17 protein-coding genes are annotated in these 18,551 nt (G+C 67.3%); 11 read left to right on the top strand and 6 right to left on the bottom strand.

Annotated elements, in window-relative coordinates; genetic code table 11:
• Positions 1–25: 25 nt before the first annotated feature.
• Positions 26–502 (bottom strand): MerC domain-containing protein, encoded by a 477-nt coding sequence (locus N7590_RS08645; protein ID WP_164240999.1) that lies wholly within the window; start codon positions 500–502, stop codon positions 26–28.
• Positions 503–534: 32 nt separating this feature from the next.
• Here N7590_RS08645 and N7590_RS08650 point away from each other — a divergent pair, with 32 nt between their 5' ends.
• The 8 genes from N7590_RS08650 to N7590_RS08685 all read left to right on the top strand — a co-directional run bounded on the left by N7590_RS08650 (position 535) and on the right by N7590_RS08685 (position 7,179).
• On the top strand, positions 535–1,068 hold the full coding sequence (locus N7590_RS08650; RefSeq protein WP_164241000.1) for a DUF2796 domain-containing protein: 534 nt from the start codon (positions 535–537) through the stop codon (positions 1,066–1,068).
• Positions 1,065–1,760: an ATP-binding cassette domain-containing protein gene (locus N7590_RS08655; protein WP_164241001.1), complete on the top strand. Its 696-nt coding sequence runs from the start codon at positions 1,065–1,067 to the stop codon at positions 1,758–1,760. Before N7590_RS08650 ends, N7590_RS08655 begins: the two co-directional genes overlap by 4 nt.
• Complete coding sequence (locus N7590_RS08660; RefSeq protein WP_164241002.1) at positions 1,753–3,006, top strand: ABC transporter permease; 1,254 nt, start codon at positions 1,753–1,755, stop codon at positions 3,004–3,006. The genes N7590_RS08655 and N7590_RS08660 overlap by 8 nt, the downstream gene beginning before the upstream one ends.
• Before the next feature lie 2 nt (positions 3,007–3,008).
• Positions 3,009–3,569: a DUF3299 domain-containing protein gene (locus N7590_RS08665; protein WP_164241003.1), complete on the top strand. Its 561-nt coding sequence runs from the start codon at positions 3,009–3,011 to the stop codon at positions 3,567–3,569.
• Positions 3,559–4,185 (top strand): DUF3299 domain-containing protein, encoded by a 627-nt coding sequence (locus N7590_RS08670; RefSeq protein ID WP_164241004.1) that lies wholly within the window; start codon positions 3,559–3,561, stop codon positions 4,183–4,185. The genes N7590_RS08665 and N7590_RS08670 overlap by 11 nt, the downstream gene beginning before the upstream one ends.
• Positions 4,185–4,931, top strand: coding sequence for a hypothetical protein (locus N7590_RS08675; RefSeq protein ID WP_164241005.1), 747 nt, complete (start codon positions 4,185–4,187; stop codon positions 4,929–4,931). The genes N7590_RS08670 and N7590_RS08675 overlap by 1 nt, the downstream gene beginning before the upstream one ends.
• A gap of 153 nt (positions 4,932–5,084) precedes the next feature.
• Positions 5,085–6,617 (top strand): MFS transporter, encoded by a 1,533-nt coding sequence (locus tag N7590_RS08680; protein WP_164241006.1) that lies wholly within the window; start codon positions 5,085–5,087, stop codon positions 6,615–6,617.
• A gap of 4 nt (positions 6,618–6,621) precedes the next feature.
• Entirely contained in the window at positions 6,622–7,179 is a 558-nt protein-coding gene (locus N7590_RS08685; RefSeq protein WP_164241007.1) for a TetR family transcriptional regulator, read from the top strand.
• A 192-nt stretch (positions 7,180–7,371) separates the two neighbouring features.
• On the opposite strand, the gene N7590_RS08690 is transcribed toward N7590_RS08685, so the two are convergent.
• Positions 7,372–8,262, bottom strand: coding sequence for an AraC family transcriptional regulator (locus N7590_RS08690; protein WP_164241008.1), 891 nt, complete (start codon positions 8,260–8,262; stop codon positions 7,372–7,374).
• A gap of 106 nt (positions 8,263–8,368) precedes the next feature.
• Between N7590_RS08690 and N7590_RS08695 the strand changes: the two genes are divergently transcribed.
• The gene (locus N7590_RS08695) at positions 8,369–8,905 is read left to right on the top strand and encodes a carboxymuconolactone decarboxylase family protein (protein ID WP_164241009.1); all 537 of its coding nucleotides are present in this window, start codon (positions 8,369–8,371) and stop codon (positions 8,903–8,905) included.
• 102 nt (positions 8,906–9,007) lie between these two features.
• On the opposite strand, the gene fdhD is transcribed toward N7590_RS08695, so the two are convergent.
• Complete coding sequence (fdhD, locus tag N7590_RS08700; protein ID WP_164241010.1) at positions 9,008–9,853, bottom strand: formate dehydrogenase accessory sulfurtransferase FdhD; 846 nt, start codon at positions 9,851–9,853, stop codon at positions 9,008–9,010.
• Between the two features lie 245 nt (positions 9,854–10,098).
• On the opposite strand from fdhD, the gene N7590_RS08705 reads away from it, so the two are divergent.
• A complete protein-coding gene (locus N7590_RS08705) occupies positions 10,099–12,384 on the top strand; it encodes an FdhF/YdeP family oxidoreductase (RefSeq protein ID WP_279935325.1) in 2,286 nt (761 codons plus the stop codon).
• Positions 12,385–12,860: 476 nt separating this feature from the next.
• Positions 12,861–13,400: a DUF411 domain-containing protein gene (locus tag N7590_RS08710; RefSeq protein WP_164241012.1), complete on the top strand. Its 540-nt coding sequence runs from the start codon at positions 12,861–12,863 to the stop codon at positions 13,398–13,400.
• A gap of 97 nt (positions 13,401–13,497) precedes the next feature.
• On the opposite strand, the gene blaL1 is transcribed toward N7590_RS08710, so the two are convergent.
• From blaL1 to N7590_RS08725, 3 genes are all read right to left on the bottom strand, one after another.
• Positions 13,498–14,370, bottom strand: coding sequence for a L1 family subclass B3 metallo-beta-lactamase (gene blaL1, locus N7590_RS08715; RefSeq protein ID WP_164241013.1), 873 nt, complete (start codon positions 14,368–14,370; stop codon positions 13,498–13,500).
• A gap of 134 nt (positions 14,371–14,504) precedes the next feature.
• Positions 14,505–15,971 carry a P-loop NTPase fold protein gene (locus tag N7590_RS08720; protein ID WP_164241014.1) on the bottom strand — a complete coding sequence of 489 codons (1,467 nt, stop codon included), beginning with the start codon at positions 15,969–15,971 and terminating at the stop codon, positions 14,505–14,507.
• A 90-nt stretch (positions 15,972–16,061) separates the two neighbouring features.
• Positions 16,062–18,485 carry a TonB-dependent receptor gene (locus N7590_RS08725; RefSeq protein ID WP_164241015.1) on the bottom strand — a complete coding sequence of 808 codons (2,424 nt, stop codon included), beginning with the start codon at positions 18,483–18,485 and terminating at the stop codon, positions 16,062–16,064.
• Positions 18,486–18,551: the final 66 nt, after the last annotated feature.

The raw sequence follows: 18,551 nt of genomic DNA on the forward strand, positions 1-18,551 counted from the left end.
GCCGCTGGCCGGCATCTTCGGAACGCTACCGGTGCTGGTGCAGTGCCCGACGGTTGCCGATATGCGCACAGGCCAGCAGCACGCCACCGCAGGCCGTTGCCACGCCGTGCCACAGCAATGATTCCTTCAGCGGCAGATACAACGACGCCGACAGCAGCAGGCCGGCGCCCACGCAGGCCAGCCGCAGCGGCCGCCTGTGGCCATGCCGGCGCAGCCCCGCCGTGGTGCTGGCCAGCGCCAGCGCCGAGGCTACCAGTGCGAACAGCCACTCCCAGCGCGACATCAGCAGCAGCAGCGTCATCGCGCCATGGCCGGGGTGCTGGAACGAACGCAGCGCCATCATCGCGGCCGGCACGAATGCCAGCAGCAGCGGCAGGGCGATGCAATGGGCGGCACAGGCCAGCGACAGCCAGGCACCGGCCAGATCGAGGCGGGGATGCCAGCGTGCCGAAGCTGGCGGCTGGGCCAGGGCCCTTGCGGGCATCGAGGGGATGTGGTCCATAATGTTACATAGTAACAATTGGAGTCTCTCCCATGAAGCTTCCTGCTGCTCTTTTCCTGCTGCTGGCTGCCAGCGCCGCGCAGGCCCATGACGTCCGCCAGCTCGGTGCGCACGTGCACGGCCAGGCCACCATTGATCTCGCGCTCGATCAGGGCGTGCTGGAACTGGCCCTGCAGGCGCCGGGTATCGGCATCCTCGATTTCGAGCGTCCGCCAGCCAACGCCGCTGAGCGGGCATCGCTGGCACGCGCCACCGCGGTGCTGAAGAGTGGCAGCTGGGTAACGCTGCCGACGGCGGCGCATTGCCGGCTGGCCAGCAGCGATGCCAGCGCCGAGGGTTTCGATGCAACCGCTGCGGCACCGGCAGCCGGGCAACACCGCCACGCCGGCTTCAGCGCCAACCTGCAGTACCGCTGTGCCAATCCAGCGGCATTGCGCGCGCTGGTGATGCGGCTGCCGGCGGTATTCCCCGGCCTGCACGAGGTCATCGTCAACACCGCAACCGGTCGTGGCCAGGGCCGCAGCGTGCTGACCGCCACCCAGCTGCGCGTGGTACTGGCGCCGTGAGCAGCGCTGCGGTGATCAGGCTGGATGAGGTGCAGTTCGGCTATGGCCTGCGCCTGGTGCTGGACATTCCGCAGCTGTGGATCGAGCAGGGCAGCAGCGTGCTGCTGCGCGGCATCAGTGGTGGCGGCAAGAGCACGCTGCTGGGACTGCTGGCCGGGGTGCTGCTGCCCGGCAAGGGCCGCGTCGAGGTGGCCGGGCAGGCGTTGCAGGCCATGCGCGGCGCCCGGCGCGACCGTTTCCGCGCCGACCACCTGGGCGTGATCTTCCAGCAGTTCAACCTGCTGCCGTTCCTCAGCGTGCGCGACAACGTTGCGTTGGGCCTGCGCTTCTCGCGCCTGCGCAGCGAGCGCATCAGCGGGCCGCTGGACGCCGAGATCGCGCGCCTGCTGGGCGCCCTGCAAATGGACCCGGCGCTGATGCAACGGCGCGCGGGCACCCTGAGTGTCGGCCAGCAGCAGCGCGTGGCGGCCGCACGAGCGCTGATCGGCCGGCCGGCGGTGCTGCTGGCCGATGAACCGACCTCGGCGCTGGACCGGGAGGCCGCCACGGCCTTCCTGCAGTTGATGTCCGCACAATGCCAGGCGGCCGGCACCACGGTGGTGGTGGTCAGCCACGATGATGGCCTGCAGCCGCTGTTCGACCGCACGATTGCCCTGGCGGAGATCAACCACGCAGGTGCCGCCCATGCTTGAGCTTGCCTGGGCCAGCCTGCGCAGCCGCGCGTTGAGCGTTGGCCTCACCGTACTGGTGATCACCCTCAGCGTGGTGCTGTTGCTGGGCGTTGAACGCGTGCGCACGCAGGCGCACGAGGGTTTCGCCAGCACGGTGTCGGGTACCGACCTGATCGTCGGTGCGCGTTCGGGGCCGGTGAACCTGCTGCTGTATTCGGTGTTCCATATCGGTGACCCGACCAACAATGTGTCCTGGCAGTCCTACCAGGAGCTGTCGGCGCTGCCGCAGGTGAAGTGGGCGGTGCCGTTGTCACTGGGTGACTCCTGGCGTGGCTACCGCGTGGTCGGCACCAGTGGCGGCTACTTCGATCACTACCGTTACGGCGCCGGTCACGCGCTGGCCTTCGCGCAGGGCCGGCCGTTCGACGATCTGTACGATGCGGTGATCGGGGCCGAAGTGGCCGCTGCGCAGCGGGTCAGCCTCGGCGACGAGATCGTGCTGGCGCACGGCACTGGCGCGGTGACCCTGGCCACCCATGCCGACAAGCCGTTCCGCGTGGCCGGCATTCTGCAGCGTACCGGTACGCCGGTGGATTCATCTGTCCTGGTCTCGCTGCCGGCCATCGAGGCGATCCATGTGGATTGGCGCTCGGGTGTGCAGCTGCGCAGCCAAAGCGTCAGCGCCGAGCAGGCACGCCACCTGGATCTGACCCCGACCAGCATCACGGCGTTCATGCTCGGCCTGAACTCGCGTATCGCCACCTTCGCGGTGCAGCGCAGGATCAACGAGTACCCGGACGAGGCCATGCTGGCGATCCTGCCGGGCGTGACCCTGCAGCAGTTGTGGCAGTCGCTGGGCACGGCCGAACGTGCCCTGCAGCTGATCAGCGCGATGGTGGTGCTGCTGGGCATGGTGTCGCTGGTGGCGCTGCTGGTTTCGACCTTGCAGGAACGGCGGCGTGAGATGGCCGTGCTGCGTGCGATCGGTGCGCGGCCGGGATACATCGCCGCTCTGCTGGTGGTTGAAGCGGTGGCGACCAGCGCGTTGGCCTGTGTGCTCGCGCTGGCGGTGCTGGCCGTGACCAGCCTGGCGGGCAGCGCGTGGGCGCTGGCCAGCTTCGGGCTGTCGATCACCCATGTCTGGCCGGACGCTCGCGAGCTGGCGTGGATCGTCGGCGTGCTGGTGATCAGCGCGGTGGCCGGGCTGGTGCCGGCGCTGCTGGCCTATCGGCGCACGCTGGCCGATGGCCTGTCGCCGGGAGGCTGAGCATGCGCCGCGCGTTGATGTTGCCGATGCTGCTGTTCCTGGCTGCCTGCGAGCGGCCGGTGGATAGCGGCGTGCAGGCGCTGCCGCCGTCGCCGGTGATCGACCGCAGTGGCGCCGTGACTGCGGGCACGGCTGAAGAACAGGAGCTGGACTGGCTGCAGATGATGCCCGGTGATGAGCTGGCCGCGCTGGAGCGGGGCGAGGGCCCCGAGGTCGAGCACAACGGCAACCGGCGCATGCCGCAGTTCGGCACCTTCCGCACCGTGGACGCGGTGCTGGAACGACCGGTGCGCCTGCCGGGCTACGTGGTGCCGCTGGCCAACGCGCAGGATGGGCGCCTGACCGAATTCCTGTTCGTGCCGTATTACGGCGCCTGCATCCACGTGCCGCCGCCACCGCCCAACCAGATCGTGCACGTGGTGCTGCCACGCCCGATCGACATGCCGGACATGTACTCGCCGTACTTCCTGGCCGGCACCCTGAGCGCGGAGCGGCTGGACGACGACCTGGCCGGTTCTGCCTATACCATGCGCGATGCGCACCTGAGGCCCTATGAACCGTGAGCACGTTGTCATGCTGGTGGGCTGCCTGTGCCTGGCTGGCTGTACGCAGCCGATGCCGACCGCCGCGCCTGCCAGCACCGCGCATCACGCGCATTCCGCGCAGCCAACGGTGGCCGATGCGCCCATCAACCGCTGGGACGCGCTGCGGCCCGATGAAGTGACCTATCAGCGGCCGCCGCCGCAGATCGGCCTGTCACGCAATGGCATGGGCGGCGTGGGCGGTTTGATCGACGACACCGGTTCCGGCACGCCGCCGGGGCAGGAGATCGACCATTCCAGCCCCGACCGCGCCAGGCAGTTCGGCTCGTCGCAGGTGGTCGATGCCGCCGATGGCCGCGCCGTGGATCTGGACGGCTACGTGGTGCCGCTGGGTACCAACGACGCCGGCCTGGTCGACGAACTGCTGTTCGTGCCGTTCTACGGCGCCTGCATCCATGTGCCGCCACCACCGCCGAACCAGATCATCCATGTGACCCTGGCCACGCCGATCGCGCTCGGCGACCTGTGGGACCCGTACCGGCTGGCCGGCCGCCTGCAGGTGAAGCGCTTCGATACGGATATCGCCAGCGCGTCCTACGACGCCGCAGCGGCAACGCTGACGGCAATCCACAACTGATGCGCACGCGCTGGGTCATCGTTGCGGGCATGCTGGTGTGCGGCGTGGTGTTGGCCGTGTGGTGGCAGTGGCGTGCCGCGCTCTCCGAGCCGCCGGCGATCGCGTTCCCGGCGCCCGCGGCGGATGCGCGCCAGCGCATCGAACAGCGCCTGATCGAAGAACCGGCCTTTCGCAACGACGTGCTGTTCCTGTTGGCGGCCACGCTGCGTGATCGCTGCCAGCCAGCACAGGCGGGGCTGCTGGCGCGCATGGCCAATCGTGCGTCGCTGCCGGTGCTGGCGGCGGTCAGCGCGGTGACCCAGCAGGATCCCACGCTCGACCGGCCGATATACCAGTACATCCAGCATCGCGCCGATGCCCTGCGCTGTGGCCAGCCGTTGCAGATGCCGCTGGCGGCGGGCCGCAGCATGGACGTGGACATCGAGCAGTACGCGCGCACCTTCCCCGACAGTTACTTCGATCCGCAGCGCAGCAGTGAACCACGTGACTTCGCTGGCCTGTCGTTGCAGCAGCGCGCCGGCAATGCCTGCAACAGCGTGGTGTATTCGGTGCTGCCGCTGGGCGGCACCGACTGGCGTTGCAGCAGCCTGCGCGCCAATGCACGCGGGCGGGTGCGCGGCCTGTGCGAGGACGAACTGCGCCGCCAGCACGGCGGCATCGGTGGCGAGCTGGACATGGCCGTGGGGCAGGGCATGCAGGCGGCCGTGGTGTCCGCGATTGCCGCATTGCCGGAAGACTGCCGGTGAGTGTTTACCCGTAGAGCCAGGCCATGCCTGGCTGGGGCGCGCGGTCGCGCAGGCGTGCCTCTACAGAAGCTGAACCGGTCGATTTCGAAGCTCATAACTATACAGGATATCCGGTATAGTTATGCCGGTACTTCATCCCCACCAGGTTCTCCCATGGCTCTGTCCCAGCCCTTGGCCGGTGCTCCGGCCCTGTCGCGCGCCCGCCGCTGGGCGCTGTTGTTCACCGTTGCCGCCGGCCTGCTGCTGGTCACGCTGGACAACTCCGTGCTCTACACCGCGCTGCCCACGCTTACCGAAGAACTGTCGGCCAGCGCCGGCCAGGCGCTGTGGATCATCAATGCCTATCCGCTGGTGATGGCCGGCCTGCTGCTCGGCGCCGGCACGCTCGGCGACCGCATCGGCCACCGCCGCATGTTCCTGATCGGCCTGGTGGTGTTCGGCGTTGCTTCGCTGGCTGCGGCATTCGCGGATAGTGCCGCGCAGCTGATCGCTGCGCGCGCGTTCCTGGCGGTCGGTGCGGCGGCGATGATGCCGGCCACGCTGGCGCTGATCGGCCTGAGCTTCCACGAAGAGCGCGAGCGCAACATCGCCATCGCGATCTGGGGCTCGGTGGCGATCGTCGGCGCCGCGCTCGGCCCGATCATCGGTGGCTGGCTGCTGCAGCATTTCTGGTGGGGCTCGGTGTTCCTGATCAACGTGCCGGTGGTGGTGGTCGCCTTCGTGGCCACGCTGCTGCTGGCGCCGGAAGGCCAGCGCGATACCTCGCGCCCATGGGATCTGGTGTCGTCGGTGCTGGCGCTGGCTGCGCTGTCCGGGTTGGTGCTGGCGATCAAGTCGCTGATCGCCACGCCGCCGTCGTACGCGCTCGGTGCCGGCGCGCTGCTGCTGGCGGTCATCAGCGGTGCGGCGTTCGCGCGGCGCCAGCAGCAGCTGCCGTACCCGCTGCTGGACTTCGCGATCTTCCGCAATCCCGCGTTCCTGGCCGGCACGCTGTCGGCGGTGTTCACCCTGTTCGCGATGGCCGGCCTGCAGCTGGTCACCACCCAGCGCTTCCAGCTGGTGGCGGGCTTCACCCCGTTGCAGGCGGGCCTGCTGGTCTCGGTGGCGGCGCTGGGCAGCCTGCCCAGCGCGTTGCTGGGCGGCAGCATCCTGCACCGGGTCGGCCTGCGTCCGCTGATCTGCGGTGGCCTGGCCGCAGGCGCGGTGGGTGTCGGCGTGGTTGCGTTCGGCTTCCCGCACGGCCTGGGCTGGGTGGTGGCCGGCATGGCCATCACCGGCTTCGGCATGGGCTCGGCCATCTCGGTGGCGTCCACCGCCATCCTCAATAATGTGCCGGCGCACCGTGCGGGCATGGCCTCGTCGGTGGAGGAAGTCTCCTACGAATTCGGTGGCCTGCTGGCGGTGGCGATGCTGGGCAGCCTGAGCGCGGCGATGTACAGCGCCTTCCTGCCGGCCTCGGCCGATATGCCGGCGCTGGCACGCGAGGGCTTCACCCAGGCCCTGCATGTGGCACGCGAGAGCGGGCAGAGCGAGTGGTTCACGCTGGCCACGGCTGCGTACGACCGCGGCTACCAGATCGTGCTGCTGGTGATCACGGTGATGCTGGCGGTCGGTGCGACGATCATCGCGCGCCTGCTGCGCGGCCGAGTCGGCAGCCGCGAGGGCGCGGCCGATCGCGTAAAATGATGCGATGAGAACCAGCAAGCGCGACCGCATCCTCGACGCCGCCGTCAACGTGATCAATCGTGACGGCGTGCGTGCGGTGACCTTCGAGTCGGTGGCGGCCGAGGCCCAGCTGACCCGCGGTGGCCTGCTGTACCACTTCCCCTCGCGCGAGGCGCTGCTGCGCGGCATCGACGAGCATCTGGTGCAGGCATGGGAAGCGTCGATGGAAGCGCTGCTGGGCAAGCGCGCGGATGAGGCCACCGCGCTGGAGCGCTATCAGACCTTCGTGCGGGTGTCGGCGCAGAGCGCCACCCGTGCCGAGCTGATGTTCATGCTCGAATCGGCCGACCCGGATGCCGATGAGCGCCCGTGGGGCCCGGCGGTACGACGCTGGGCGCCGTTGCCGCCTTCACCCGGGCAGGACGACCCGGCCGCGCTGGACAATTTCGTGGCGCGGCTGGCGGCCGATGGCCTGTGGATCTACGAAGCGATGTACGAAGGGCAGCTGGATGAAAGCGTGCGTGCCCAGGTGGCCGAACGCATCGCCGGGTTGCTGGCGAAGACCGATGGGGCGGCCAGCTAGGCCATCGGCCATCGCGCGAGCATTGCTCTTGGTAGAGCCGACCGCTGGTCGGCTGCCCTTCGGTCAGACCACGAACGCGCCGACATCACCCGTGGTAGAGCCGACCGCTGGTCGGCTGCCCTTCGGCCAGGCCACGAAACCCCCGCGCTTCGCGCGATAGTCGACCAGCGGTCGACTCTACCCCTTACCCATTTACCCAGCCTGCGCTGCGCTCGCGGCCAACCACGCCCGTGGCGACGCCCCCAGCCGCTTGCGGAAGGCCTTCGACAACGACGCGGTATCGGCAAACCCCACCTCGATGGCGACCTGCTTGACCGCCACGCCCGCACGCAGCTGCGCGCAGGCCAGGCTCAGCCGCCAGTCCAGCAGGTAGCTCGCGGGTGTCGCCTGCATCACCTCCTTGAACACTGCCGCGAAGGCGCTGCGCGACATGCCGGCGGTGGCAGCCATTCGCGGCAGCGTCCATTCGTGCTGTGGCGCCTGGTGCATTGCGACCAGCGTGCGCGCCAGCCTTGCATCGGACAGGCCGCGCATCAGCCCATGGCTGACACCCGCCGCATCCGGGTGATCGACCACCCAGCGCAGGATCTGGATCAACGCCACTTCGAACAGGCGGTTGGTCAGCAGCCGTGAACCACAGCGTTGGCGATCAGCCTCGGCAAACAGCAGGTGCAGGGTGTCGTCCAGTTCGCTGATCGCAGCCAGCGGCACCACCATCACCGGCGGCAGTGACTGCACGATCGGATTGCGCGCACCACCATCGAAATCCAGCGTGGCGCAGGTGAAATCCGGTCCCTCCAGCGGCGCGTTGTGGAACACGTGGTGCAGCGGCTGCGGGTACAGCAGCAGGCTGGGGCTGTCGATCTTCAGTCGTGGCAGTGCGGTATCGCCATCGGGATGGCGGACCTCCATCTCGCCCTGGCGAAGGATGTGCAGGAACGCGCGCCCGGGCTGCGGCGCGAACACGTGCCGCCCACACAGCGGGCCGCTGTGGAACAGCGCGGCCTGTACGCGGAAACGTTCAAGCAGCGAGGACAGGCGGTCAGGCGCGGAGGTATCCGTCTGGGTTGTAGAAGCGTTCATGGACGAATGGACAATGCAAGCGGCAGATATGGCCTGATATGTCCATGGAGTCTACCTAGGATGGCCGGGTCGTCCAATCCCGGGCGCTTTCCCAAGGAGATCCACCATGTCCCGTGTCCCCCTGATCGATGCATCCGCCACCACCGCCGACCGCCAGGGCCTGCTGGGCCAGGTGCATGCCGCCTTCGGTGCCACTCCGGCGATGTTCCGTGCCGTGGCCAATTCTCCGGCCGCACTGCAGAGCATGTGGGGGGCGTTCGGCGCGCTGGGGGCTGGCCGCCTGTCCCCGTTGCTGGGCGAGCAGATCGCCGTGGCCATCGCCAACCGCAATGCCTGCGAGTACTGCCTGGCCGCACACACCGCGCTGGGTCGCAAGGCCGGCGCCAGTGGCGAACAGATGGCCGCCGCGCAGATCGGCCAGTCCAGCGATCCGGCCACGGCCGCCGCACTGGACTTCGCGCTGAAGGTGGTCGAGCAGCGCGCGCAGATCACCGATGCCGATGTGCAGGCGCTGCGCGCGGCGGGTTTCGACGATGAGCTGATCGTTGAAATCCTCGCCCATGTGGCACTCAACCTGTTCACCAACTACGTCAACGTAGCGTTCGACGTGCCGGTGGATTTCCCGAAGGTGGCGCTGCGCTGAGGTGACGTCCGGCCCTTCGGTAGGGTCGACCGCTGGTCGACTGCGTTTCGTTCAGTTGGCGAAAAGCCCGCGCTGCGCGCGTTAGTCGACCAGCGGTCGACTCTACCGAGCTGGTTCGTCGGCCTGCAGCCGCTCCGGATGGGTGTACACATTGAACCCGTTCTCGCGCGCGAACCCGACCAGGCACAGCCCGGCGCTGCGGGCCAGGTCGATCGCCAGCGCGGTCGGCGCCGACACCGCGGCCAGTACGCTGGCGCCGGCGCGCACCGCCTTGCTGACCATCTCGTAGCTGGCGCGGCTGGAGATCACCAGCAGGCCGCCGTCGATGACGTGTTCGTTGTGGTGCAGCGCGCCGATCAGCTTGTCCAGCGCATTGTGCCGGCCGACGTCTTCGCGCACCCAACCAATCCGGCCGCTGGCGTCGGCCCAGGCCGCAGCATGGGTGGAACCACTGACTTCGTTCATCGGCTGGTGCCGCGACAGGGTGGCCAATGCCCGTTGCAGCGCGGCATGCGGATAGGTGCGGCGTCCGTGGATCTGCGGCAGCGGACGCAGTACGTCCTCCAGCTGGCGGGTGCCGCACAGGCCACAGCCGCCACGGCCGGGCAGCAGGCGCCCGTTGGCCGGGTCCAGATCGGCGCCGGGTGCGTCGTCGGTCACCGTCATCTGCAGCTCGATGCCCTCCAGCTGGGGCCGCACATCGATGGTCAACAGCTGCGAAGGCGCGGTGATCATCCCTTCGCTGAGCGAGAAGCCCAGCGCGAAGTCCTCCAGGTCACACGGGGTGGCCATCATTACCGCGAAGGCGGCGCCGTTGTAGCGCAGCGCGACCGGCACTTCCTCGGCCACCACGTCGACCTGCTGCTGTTGCCCCTCGCTGCGCCAGCGCTGGATCGGGCGCTGGGCCGTGCCGGCAGGCGGGGTGTGCGGCGGGGTCGAGTCAGGCATGCAGCGCATCCGGGCAAGGGAGAAACGCAGGTGGTGGACCACCCACGGCGTCGAGAATAGCGCAGTGGCCGAGCGCTGACGCGGCGGTAACCGTTGTCATGACACGCTGCGCTGCAATCGGTTCCAGCCTCTGGCGCAGCCGCATGGACCGTGTTTGACTGTAGGGCTTGGTGAGCGGCTGAAAGGCAGCACGCCCGCACTCCGCGCCATTCTGATGTTGCGTTCCTCCCGCCAGGTTCCCGAACATGTCCGAGCAGAAGCCGCCGCGCTACAAGCCCTACAACCAGCCGGCCGGTGGCTGGGGTGCCGCCGGCGCCACCGCCAAGGTGCTGCTGCAGCAGAGCGTGATCGGCAAGGGCTCGAAGGCGCTGCTGGCGATGAACCAGCCGGGCGGCTTCAAGTGCCCGAGCTGTGCGTTTCCCGATGCCGAGGAGCGCAGGAAGCTGGAATTCTGCGAGAACGGGGCCAAGGCACTGGCCTGGGAAGCCACCCAGTTCCGTGCCGGTCGCGAGCTGTTTGCGCAGCACACCGTCACCGAGCTGATGGCGCAGACCGACTACTGGCTGGAGATGCAGGGTCGGCTGACCGAGCCGATGCGCTACGACGCGGCCACCGATCACTACGTGCCGTGCAGCTGGGACGAGGCTTTCGCGCTGATCGGCCGCCACCTGCAGGCGCTGGACAGCCCGCACCAGGCCGAGTTCTATACCTCCGGCCGCACGCCCAACGAAGCGGCGTTCCTGTACTCGATCTTCGTGCGCGAGTTCGGCACCAACAACTTCCCGGACTGCTCGAACATGTGCCACGAGCCGACCAGCCGAGGCCTGCCGCCGGCCATCGGCGTGGGCAAGGGCACCATCGTGCTGCAGGACTTCGAGCACGCCGAGGCGATCTTCGTGATCGGCCAGAACACCGGCACCAATTCGCCGCGGATGATGAGCAACCTGGTCGAGGCGCGCAAACGTGGCATCCCGATCGTGGCGGTCAATCCGATGCCCGAGCGCGCGCTGATCCGCTTCGCCGAGCCGCAGGACGTGGTGCAGATGGCCACGCTGGGTTCGACCGAGATCAGCAGCGAGTTCGTGCACATCCGCATCGGCGGCGACCTGGCGCTGATCAAGGGCATGATGAGGGTGATGTTTGAACGTGAGGCGCAGGGCGAGCGTGTGCTCGACCACGACTTCCTGGCCGAACACACCGTGGGCCTGGATGCGCTGCGCGACGATGTGATGGCGCAGGACTGGGACGATCTCGTTCGCGTTTCCGGCATCTCCGAAGCGCAGATCCGCCGCTGTGCGGAGATCTACATCCGCTCCAACGCCACCGTGATCTGTTACGGCATGGGCCTGACCCAGCACCAGTACGGCTCGCGCCTGCTGCAGCAGGTGGCCAACCTGCTGATGCTGCGCGGCAACTTCGGCAAGCCCGGTGCCGGCATCGGGCCGATCCGCGGCCACTCCAACGTGCAGGGTGACCGCACCGTCGGCATCGACGAGAAGCCCAAGCCGGCCTACCTGGACCGCGTGCAGCAGGTGTTCGGCTTCGATCCGCCACGTGAGCACGGCCACCATGTGGTCGAGTCGATCGAAGCGATGCTGGATGGCAGCGCCAAGGTGTTCATCGGCCTGGGTGGCAATTTCATCCATGCCGTGCCCGATACGCCGCGTGCCTATGCGGCGATGCGTGGCCTCGAGCTGACCGTCGGCATCGCCACCAAACTCAATCGTGGGCATCTGGTGCATGGCCGCGATGCGTTGATCCTGCCGGTGGTGGCGCGCTCGGAACGTATCGTGACGCCGGCCGGCGAGCAGTTCGTCACCATCGAGGATGCGATGTCGAACGTGACCGCATCACGCGGTGTGCTGGAACCGGTCAGTACCGAGGTGCTGCCCGAGGTCGAGATCGTCTGCCGCATGGCGATGGCAACGCTGCCTGGCAGCAAAGTCGACTGGGCCGCGTGCATGCACGACTACACCCCGATCCGCGACCTGATCGCAGCGGTGTACCCGGAGATCTACACCGGCTTCAACCAGCGCATCCAGCAGCCGCATGGCATCCACCTGGATATTCCGCCGCGCCGCCGGGTGTGGCCCACGCCCAATGGCAAGGCCAACATCCTGGTGATGCCCGGCCTGGACGTGGACGAGCCGGTGGATGACCCCGAGATGCTGCGGCTGGCCACGGTGCGCTCGCATGACCAGTACAACACCACCATCTACAGCTACAACGACCGCTACCGCGGCGTGTACAACGATCGCATGGTGCTGTTCATGAACATCGAGGATCGGCTGGCGCGCGGGCTGCAGAAGGAAGCGCAGGTCAGCCTGGAGACGATCAGCCGCGATGGCGTGAGCCGGCGCATCGATGGCCTGACCGTGCTGGACTACCCGATGCCGCGCGGCGCGCTGGCCGGCTACTACCCCGAACTGAATCCACTGCTGCCGCTGGACTACTACGACCGGATCAGCGGCACCCCGGCGGCCAAGTCGATTCCGGTAAGGATGCGTGCGATGGCGGCGGCGACGGCCTGATGCGCGCATCGGCTATCATCGACGCGTGAACCTGCCTGGCCTGCTGCTGCGATGGATGCTGCTTGTTGCCCTGGCGCTGAATGCACCGGCGCTGGCGCTTGCGTCGTTGCCGGATGCATCGGTGCCTACAGCAGGGCATTGCGTCGCCCCGCATTCCACTGCCATGGACGGATGCTGCGACGAAGCGGCATCAACGCTCTGCGCAAGCGGTGAGTGCGAATGCCCACCGGCCTGCCTGGGCATGCTGGCCACGTTGAATGGAACGCCCGCGTCGCCCTGGCGCGAGGCGCCTCCCCCCGCCAGCGCACGGCAACATGCGCCGCCGCCTTTGCCGGACCCGTTGCGGCCACCCATCGGTTGATTCCTGCAGGCGCGCAAGCGCCTGCCATGGCTGCTCATTCTACTTACGACCCTGCCTGCGCCATTGATGCGCCGGTGGCGGGCTGTACTGCCCGCATCTGCAAAGGAATCAACCCATGAACCGTTCTCTCTCCCTCGGCCTGCTGCTGGGCACTGTGCTTGCCACCGCCGCCTGCGCACGCGCTGCTGAAGACGCCAGCGCTGCGTCGCCTGCAGGGCAGGCCCCGGCGGCGCCCATCAAGGCCGGCCCGGCCACGATCGATCCCGCACTGCCCATCGCTGTCGTGCACAAGACCGCCAGCTGCGGATGCTGCGGCATCTGGGTCGACCACCTGAAGGCCGAAGGCTTCCAGGTGGAGGTGCGCGATACCGATGACATGAACCCGATCAAGGTCCGGCTGGGTGTGCCGGCCGGCAAGGGCTCCTGCCATACCGCCGAGATCGGCGGCTACGTGGTCGAGGGCCACGTGCCCGCCGAGGACATCAAGCGCCTGCTGGCCGAGCGCCCGGCGGCGCGCGGTCTGGTGCTGCCGGGCATGCCGGCCGGTTCGCCGGGCATGGAAATGCCGGATGGCTACGTGCAGCCGTATACCGTCGAGCTGGTGCGTACCGATGGCAGCATCGAAGCGTTCGCCGAGCATGGGCAGGATTGCTGACCTTGTAGAGCCGAGCCCACGCTCGGCTTGCTCTTTGTAGAGTCGAGCTGTGCTCGACTGTTCTTCGCTTCAGTCGAGCAAGCTCGACTCTACGGAATCAACGGGCCCGGACCGTTTCCTTGGCCAGCTGTGCGTCGAATTTCTTTTCGGCCTCATCCGCGTAGGCCTTGCAGGTCAGTGCGTTGGCACCTGCCTTGCTGCCGGCGGCATAGTCCCAGTGGCTGGCGCCCGGGTGTGGCGTCAGCAACAGGTCGCAGGGCAGCCCGCGCACGGTGGCGAAGCTGCGCGTGTAGTCCTCGATCAAACGCGGATAGCGGACGTTGCCACGCAGCTGGTAGCCCGGCGCGCTCAGGCTGTCGGCATAGGCGATGCGCACCGGCTTGCCGTCGCGCGTGTCGGTCCAGGTCCAGGCCGTGCTGCCGGGGGTGTGCCCGGGCATGAAGTGTGCGGTGAAGGCGATACCGCCGACGGTGACCACCTCGCCATCCATGACGATGCGGTCGGTGCTGGCCGGCGGATAGGTGATGTCATCACCGAAGTGCAGGTCATCACTGCCGCCGCGTGCCAGCAAGACTGCTGATTCTGCGTTGGCCACCACGCGCGCTCCGGTACGGCGCTTCAGTTCCGCCACCGGGCCGGCGTGGTCGGCATGTGCATGGCTGAGCAGGATCAGCCGCAGGTCCTGCGCTGCCACGCCGCGTGCCTTCAGGTTGTCCAGCAGGTGGCCGGCCATCTGTGGCATGCCGCCGTCCAGCAGCACCGCACCTTCGCTGGTCTGTACCAGCAGCGCGGTCAGGCTCTCGGTGCCGATCTGCCAGGTGTGGTCGGCAATCTGCAGCGGTGCCATCGGCTGCAGCCAGGACGCATCCACGGTGTATGCCCGCAGCTGTGGCAGCGGTGTTTCGGCGGCCACCGCGTAGGCAGCCGGCAGTGCAGCAGCGAGGGTGAGGGCGAGCAGGGAAGAGCGCATGGTCCAGGTCCGCTTGAAGGAGGCCCAGAAACTAGCATGCGGTTTGTCATCGCAGAAACGCATAGGTTTCATGGAAGGCATTAGCATTCTGCAATGCTGCGTGTAGCGGCCTCCAAGGGTGAGGCTGCCCGGGATCAGGTGATGCCGAGTCTCAGAAACGCCCTTGCATAGCTGAAGAAGTAGAAGTCGCGTGCGTACAGTCTCGCGGCGAGGATCAACAATGGTGTTCGCGTCAGGCGTGATCGGGACGTGCTCAAGTAGAGCCTCAGCAGCTTGTCCGAAAGAACAGTAGGTCCCTCTTCAGTGGTGCGAGGTGGTCCCGGGAGCCTTGTTTGGTTGATTGCCACTTCGATAGCCTCCCAGTGGGGAAGGGCGCGAAGACGTTTCGTGAACTGTACATCCACATCGCTGGTGGATTCGATCAATGGTATGCGGGTGCCACCTTCCACAAGCGCTCTGAAAGAGGGCGGGTGGGCGTACCTCAGGCAGGCGAGAAAGCAGTCGATGACCGGGATCGGTTCCTGATCTTCTGCCCGCGAGTGAACAAACGCGGAAATCATGGTCATCGCCTGCTCCTGATCCCGCAAGGTTAGCTGCAGGGATTCGGAGAATTCCTGAAATGCATCCAGATACTCCCCTTTCAGGAGAGGTCTTGTCTTGGCTGGATCGCGGATCAACCCCAGCATTGAGTCCATCTCCGCACTGCGGGTGGGGCGAAGTTCCTGCATGAGGATCGGCTCGACCTCCGGTAGAAGATAGTTCTGGACCAGATTTTTGGCGAACACTTTGGGCTGGGGGGCACGCAGGTGAAATTCGTAGTCAAAGAATTTTCGAAGATACAGCTCGCCATCGACGTGCGCTCCGTATACGGATTGAACGGCGGCGGGCAGGTTTCCACGATCAGTCGCGATGAGAAAGGAGATTCCAGGGGCATCGAAGTAGTGCTTGATGCGCTCCAATGTCCGGATCGCGTGGTCAGGGCGGCAGCGATCCAGCTCATCAATGATGATTAGTATGGGCCGCGGGCGACGGCCGGGATCTCGTCCGGTCAGCAGGTCGCGGACGTCCAGCAAGGTTTTTCTGAAAGACTTTTCAGCGTCGGCTCGGTGCTTCTGCGCGTCAAGCAGCTTCTCGGCAAACTGTCCAGCTGCGCGGAGAACGCTGCCACTGCCCGGAACCGTGAGATCTGCAAGGATTGAGCTGCCGGGAAGGATTATTCTGGAGCCATGGCTGGCGAGTCCGGAGATGCAGCGATCCACGACTCTGCTGAGCTTGGGCTCCTGTACGCGAAAGGCCTCCAATTGCCGGGTGAGCTGGGCGACGATGGCAACCAGCGGATCTGCACAGTCATCGGTCTTCCAGGCGTCGATGGTGACCGTGGGGATGCGCATGGTGCCGGCCATGTGAAGCGCCAGTCGTTGCAGAAAGACTGTCTTTCCGCTGCCCCATGGAGATTGAAGGGATATTACCAGCGGCGACTCTGCACTGGACGCAATCAGGTTGGCAAGTACCTGGCCCTCGGTCTCGCGCTCGAAAAGATCATCGATCCAAGGTGATGACGGATCGATCCGGGGAGGCGCGGCCTTTCTCAGTATCGCCATGTTGCCTGCGTCTTCTTCAACGAGGGTGCATGATACTTGCTGCCTGGCCTCGGCTTCAGCGCTTCGGGAAGAAGCGCTGAAGCACTTGCCTCAGTACCGGTACTGCCACCCCAGCGTCAGCACCCGCCCACGGCCGGAGAAGTAGCTCGGGTTCGAAGGTGTGGTCTGCGAGTAGTAGCTGATGTACTGCCTGTTGGCCAGGTTCTGCACGCCCAGGGTGAAGCTGTGCTTGTCCAGCGCATAGCGCGCGACCAAGTCCATGGTGGTGTAGCCCTTGAACTCGGCTACCCGCGCGCCCTGCAGGTCGAAGTCGCGGTCGAATGCGCGGCTGGCCTGCAGGCGCGTACTCAGCTGCGGTGTCCAGTTCTGCTCCCAGAACGCGGTCAGCCGGTTCGGCGCGATGTTGACGCCGGCCAGATCGCTGTCGAGGCGGCCATCGAGGTTGGCATCGTAGCGGCCGTTGGCGCGTGCGTAGCCCAGGCCGAGGCGGCTGTCGCCCAGACGCAGGCGCAGGTTGGTCTCAAAGCCTTCCACGCGGGTGGCCTGGCGCTGCACGGCGTAGGCGTCGATGCCCGGGTCGTAGACCAGCACCGAGCCGAGCTTGGATTCGGAGGTGTAGTAGGCGACGTCGCCGCTGAAGCGGCCATCGTCGTACTCCAGCCCGACTTCGCGGTTGTCCGACACCACCGGGGACAGATCGATCAGGCTGTCCACGCGCTGGCCGTCACGGTTGATCGCGCGCAGCACCCGGCCGACGTCGGCCACCGTGTAACCCTCCGAGTAGGAGGCATACGCATTGAGGCGATCATTGATGTACCAGACCGCGCCGAAGTTGGGCAGGGTCTCGCTCATGGTCGGCTTGCCGCCGGCCACCCTGCGTGCGCCGTAACGCGGCAGGGTGGTGTAGTCGCCCACTTCCAGCTCGCCCTTTTCGTAGCGCAGGCCGCCGGACAGCATCAGGTGGTCGGTGGGCCACCAATGCAGCTGCAGCAGCGGTGACAGGCTCTGGTAGGTGGTCTGCGGCACCCAGTTCATGCCACTGGCCAGCAACACCTGGTGGGTGCGGTCGCGCAGGCCGTCCAGGCCCAGGGTCACGTCCAGCGTGGTGTCGGCGATGCGGGTCCAGCTCTGGGTCAGCTTGAAGCCGCGCTTGTCCGATTCGTTCTGGGTCTGGTCCCAGGCAGCGTTGGCGCCGGTGTTGCCCCACGGGTCCCACTGGCTGGCGCCATAGCGGCCTTCGAAATCGACCGCGAAGGCCTGCGCCTGGAAGCGGCCACCGAGCAGGTCGGCAGCGCTGTAGTCCAGGGTCAGCGAGCGCGAGCGGTTCATCGGCGGCTCCAGCGGCGTGTCACCGCGCACCGAAATCGTCGGCCGGCCGGTGCGGTAATCACCGTTGATCGCCAGGTAGTTGTCCAGCCCACGCAGTTCGTAGCGGTTGGCCATCACCTGCAGGCGATGGCCCTCGGCAATGGTCCAGCCCAGCTTGGCGAACACGTTCGACGAGGTCGAATCCATCAGCTCGCCCTGCGCATTGGTGCCGATCGAACGGCCCTCGCCATCATGGAACAGGCCCTGCTTCTCATAGGCCAGGCCGGCGACCAGGTCGAACTGCTCGCCGCGCACACCGACCAGCGCAGAACCGCGCTGGCCACTGTCATCGCGGCGGCTGGGCAGGGCGCTGCTGTAGTTGATGTTGGTGTCGAGCAGGAACGCACCGGGCTCGCTGGGCGCGCTGCGGGTGATGATGTTGACGATGCCGCCGGTGCCACCGATGCCCTGCAGCGCGTTGGCACCATGGATGACCTCGATGCGTTCGATCATCGCCGGGTCGATGGTGTGCGAGTCACGCGAGCCATCGCGCAGCGGCGTCGACTGCGGTACGCCATCGACCATGTACAGGATGCCGCGGCCACGCATCGTTTCGCCGTAGTTGGACATCTTCTCGCGCGCCGGCGCAAAGGCCGGAATCTGCGAGGACAGCACGCGCGAGACGTCCGAACCCAGCGCCAGCTGCTGCGCGATGTCTTCGCGGGTCAGCACGGTGATGGTGTTGGGCATGGCGGTCTCGCCCTGCGGCATGCGCGCGGTCGAGGCCGATACCGTGACGCGGGCCAGTGAGGTCGGTGTCGCAGCCGCAGGCGCGCGCGCCGGGGCATTGGCCTTTGCCGGCGCTGGCGCTGCCGCGGCGCTGACCACGAAGACGCCCGGCGAACGTTCCTGCAGGGCCAGGCCCTGTCCCGCCAACAGCCGCTGCAGGGCGTCGCGCGGGGTGTAGCGGCCATCCAGCGCCGGGGCCGTGCGGCCGCTCACGCTGTCGGCGGCGAACAGCAGCTGGATGCCACTCTGCCGCGCCAGCGTGTTGAGCGAGGCCTGCAGTGGGCCGGCGGGCAGATGCAGCTCCATCGGCGCAGGCGCGGCGGCCTGCGCGGCGGCGGGCAGGGCAGCGCAGAGGCAGGCGGCGAGCAGGGAGGGAGCCAGCCGACGCAGTGCGGCGGGCGAAACAGGGCGGGTCATTCGGGGGTCCTTCGGAGGGGTTCACGCACCTGCCGGATGGGACGGCGCACAACCCACCCTTGCGAA

Source organism: Stenotrophomonas sp. GD04024 (assembly GCF_029837545.1).
Lineage (GTDB): Bacteria > Pseudomonadota > Gammaproteobacteria > Xanthomonadales > Xanthomonadaceae > Stenotrophomonas > Stenotrophomonas forensis.

Excerpts from the sequence above, each read along its gene's own strand:
- N7590_RS08680 (WP_164241006.1), top strand. The coding sequence starts at position 5,085 with ATGGCTCTGTCCCAGCCCTTGGCCGGTGCTCCGGCCCTGTCGCGCGCC.
- N7590_RS08670 (WP_164241004.1), top strand. The coding sequence starts at position 3,559 with ATGAACCGTGAGCACGTTGTCATGCTGGTGGGCTGCCTGTGCCTGGCT.
- N7590_RS08705 (WP_279935325.1), top strand. The coding sequence starts at position 10,099 with ATGTCCGAGCAGAAGCCGCCGCGCTACAAGCCCTACAACCAGCCGGCC.
- N7590_RS08690 (WP_164241008.1), bottom strand. The coding sequence starts at position 8,262 with ATGAACGCTTCTACAACCCAGACGGATACCTCCGCGCCTGACCGCCTG.
- N7590_RS08685 (WP_164241007.1), top strand. The coding sequence starts at position 6,622 with ATGAGAACCAGCAAGCGCGACCGCATCCTCGACGCCGCCGTCAACGTG.
- fdhD (WP_164241010.1), bottom strand. The coding sequence starts at position 9,853 with ATGCCTGACTCGACCCCGCCGCACACCCCGCCTGCCGGCACGGCCCAG.
- blaL1 (WP_164241013.1), bottom strand. The coding sequence starts at position 14,370 with ATGCGCTCTTCCCTGCTCGCCCTCACCCTCGCTGCTGCACTGCCGGCT.
- N7590_RS08645 (WP_164240999.1), bottom strand. The coding sequence starts at position 502 with ATGGACCACATCCCCTCGATGCCCGCAAGGGCCCTGGCCCAGCCGCCA.
- N7590_RS08650 (WP_164241000.1), top strand. The coding sequence starts at position 535 with ATGAAGCTTCCTGCTGCTCTTTTCCTGCTGCTGGCTGCCAGCGCCGCG.
- N7590_RS08675 (WP_164241005.1), top strand. The coding sequence starts at position 4,185 with ATGCGCACGCGCTGGGTCATCGTTGCGGGCATGCTGGTGTGCGGCGTG.
- N7590_RS08710 (WP_164241012.1), top strand. The coding sequence starts at position 12,861 with ATGAACCGTTCTCTCTCCCTCGGCCTGCTGCTGGGCACTGTGCTTGCC.
- N7590_RS08695 (WP_164241009.1), top strand. The coding sequence starts at position 8,369 with ATGTCCCGTGTCCCCCTGATCGATGCATCCGCCACCACCGCCGACCGC.
- N7590_RS08720 (WP_164241014.1), bottom strand. The coding sequence starts at position 15,971 with ATGGCGATACTGAGAAAGGCCGCGCCTCCCCGGATCGATCCGTCATCA.
- N7590_RS08660 (WP_164241002.1), top strand. The coding sequence starts at position 1,753 with ATGCTTGAGCTTGCCTGGGCCAGCCTGCGCAGCCGCGCGTTGAGCGTT.
- N7590_RS08665 (WP_164241003.1), top strand. The coding sequence starts at position 3,009 with ATGCGCCGCGCGTTGATGTTGCCGATGCTGCTGTTCCTGGCTGCCTGC.
- N7590_RS08725 (WP_164241015.1), bottom strand. The coding sequence starts at position 18,485 with ATGACCCGCCCTGTTTCGCCCGCCGCACTGCGTCGGCTGGCTCCCTCC.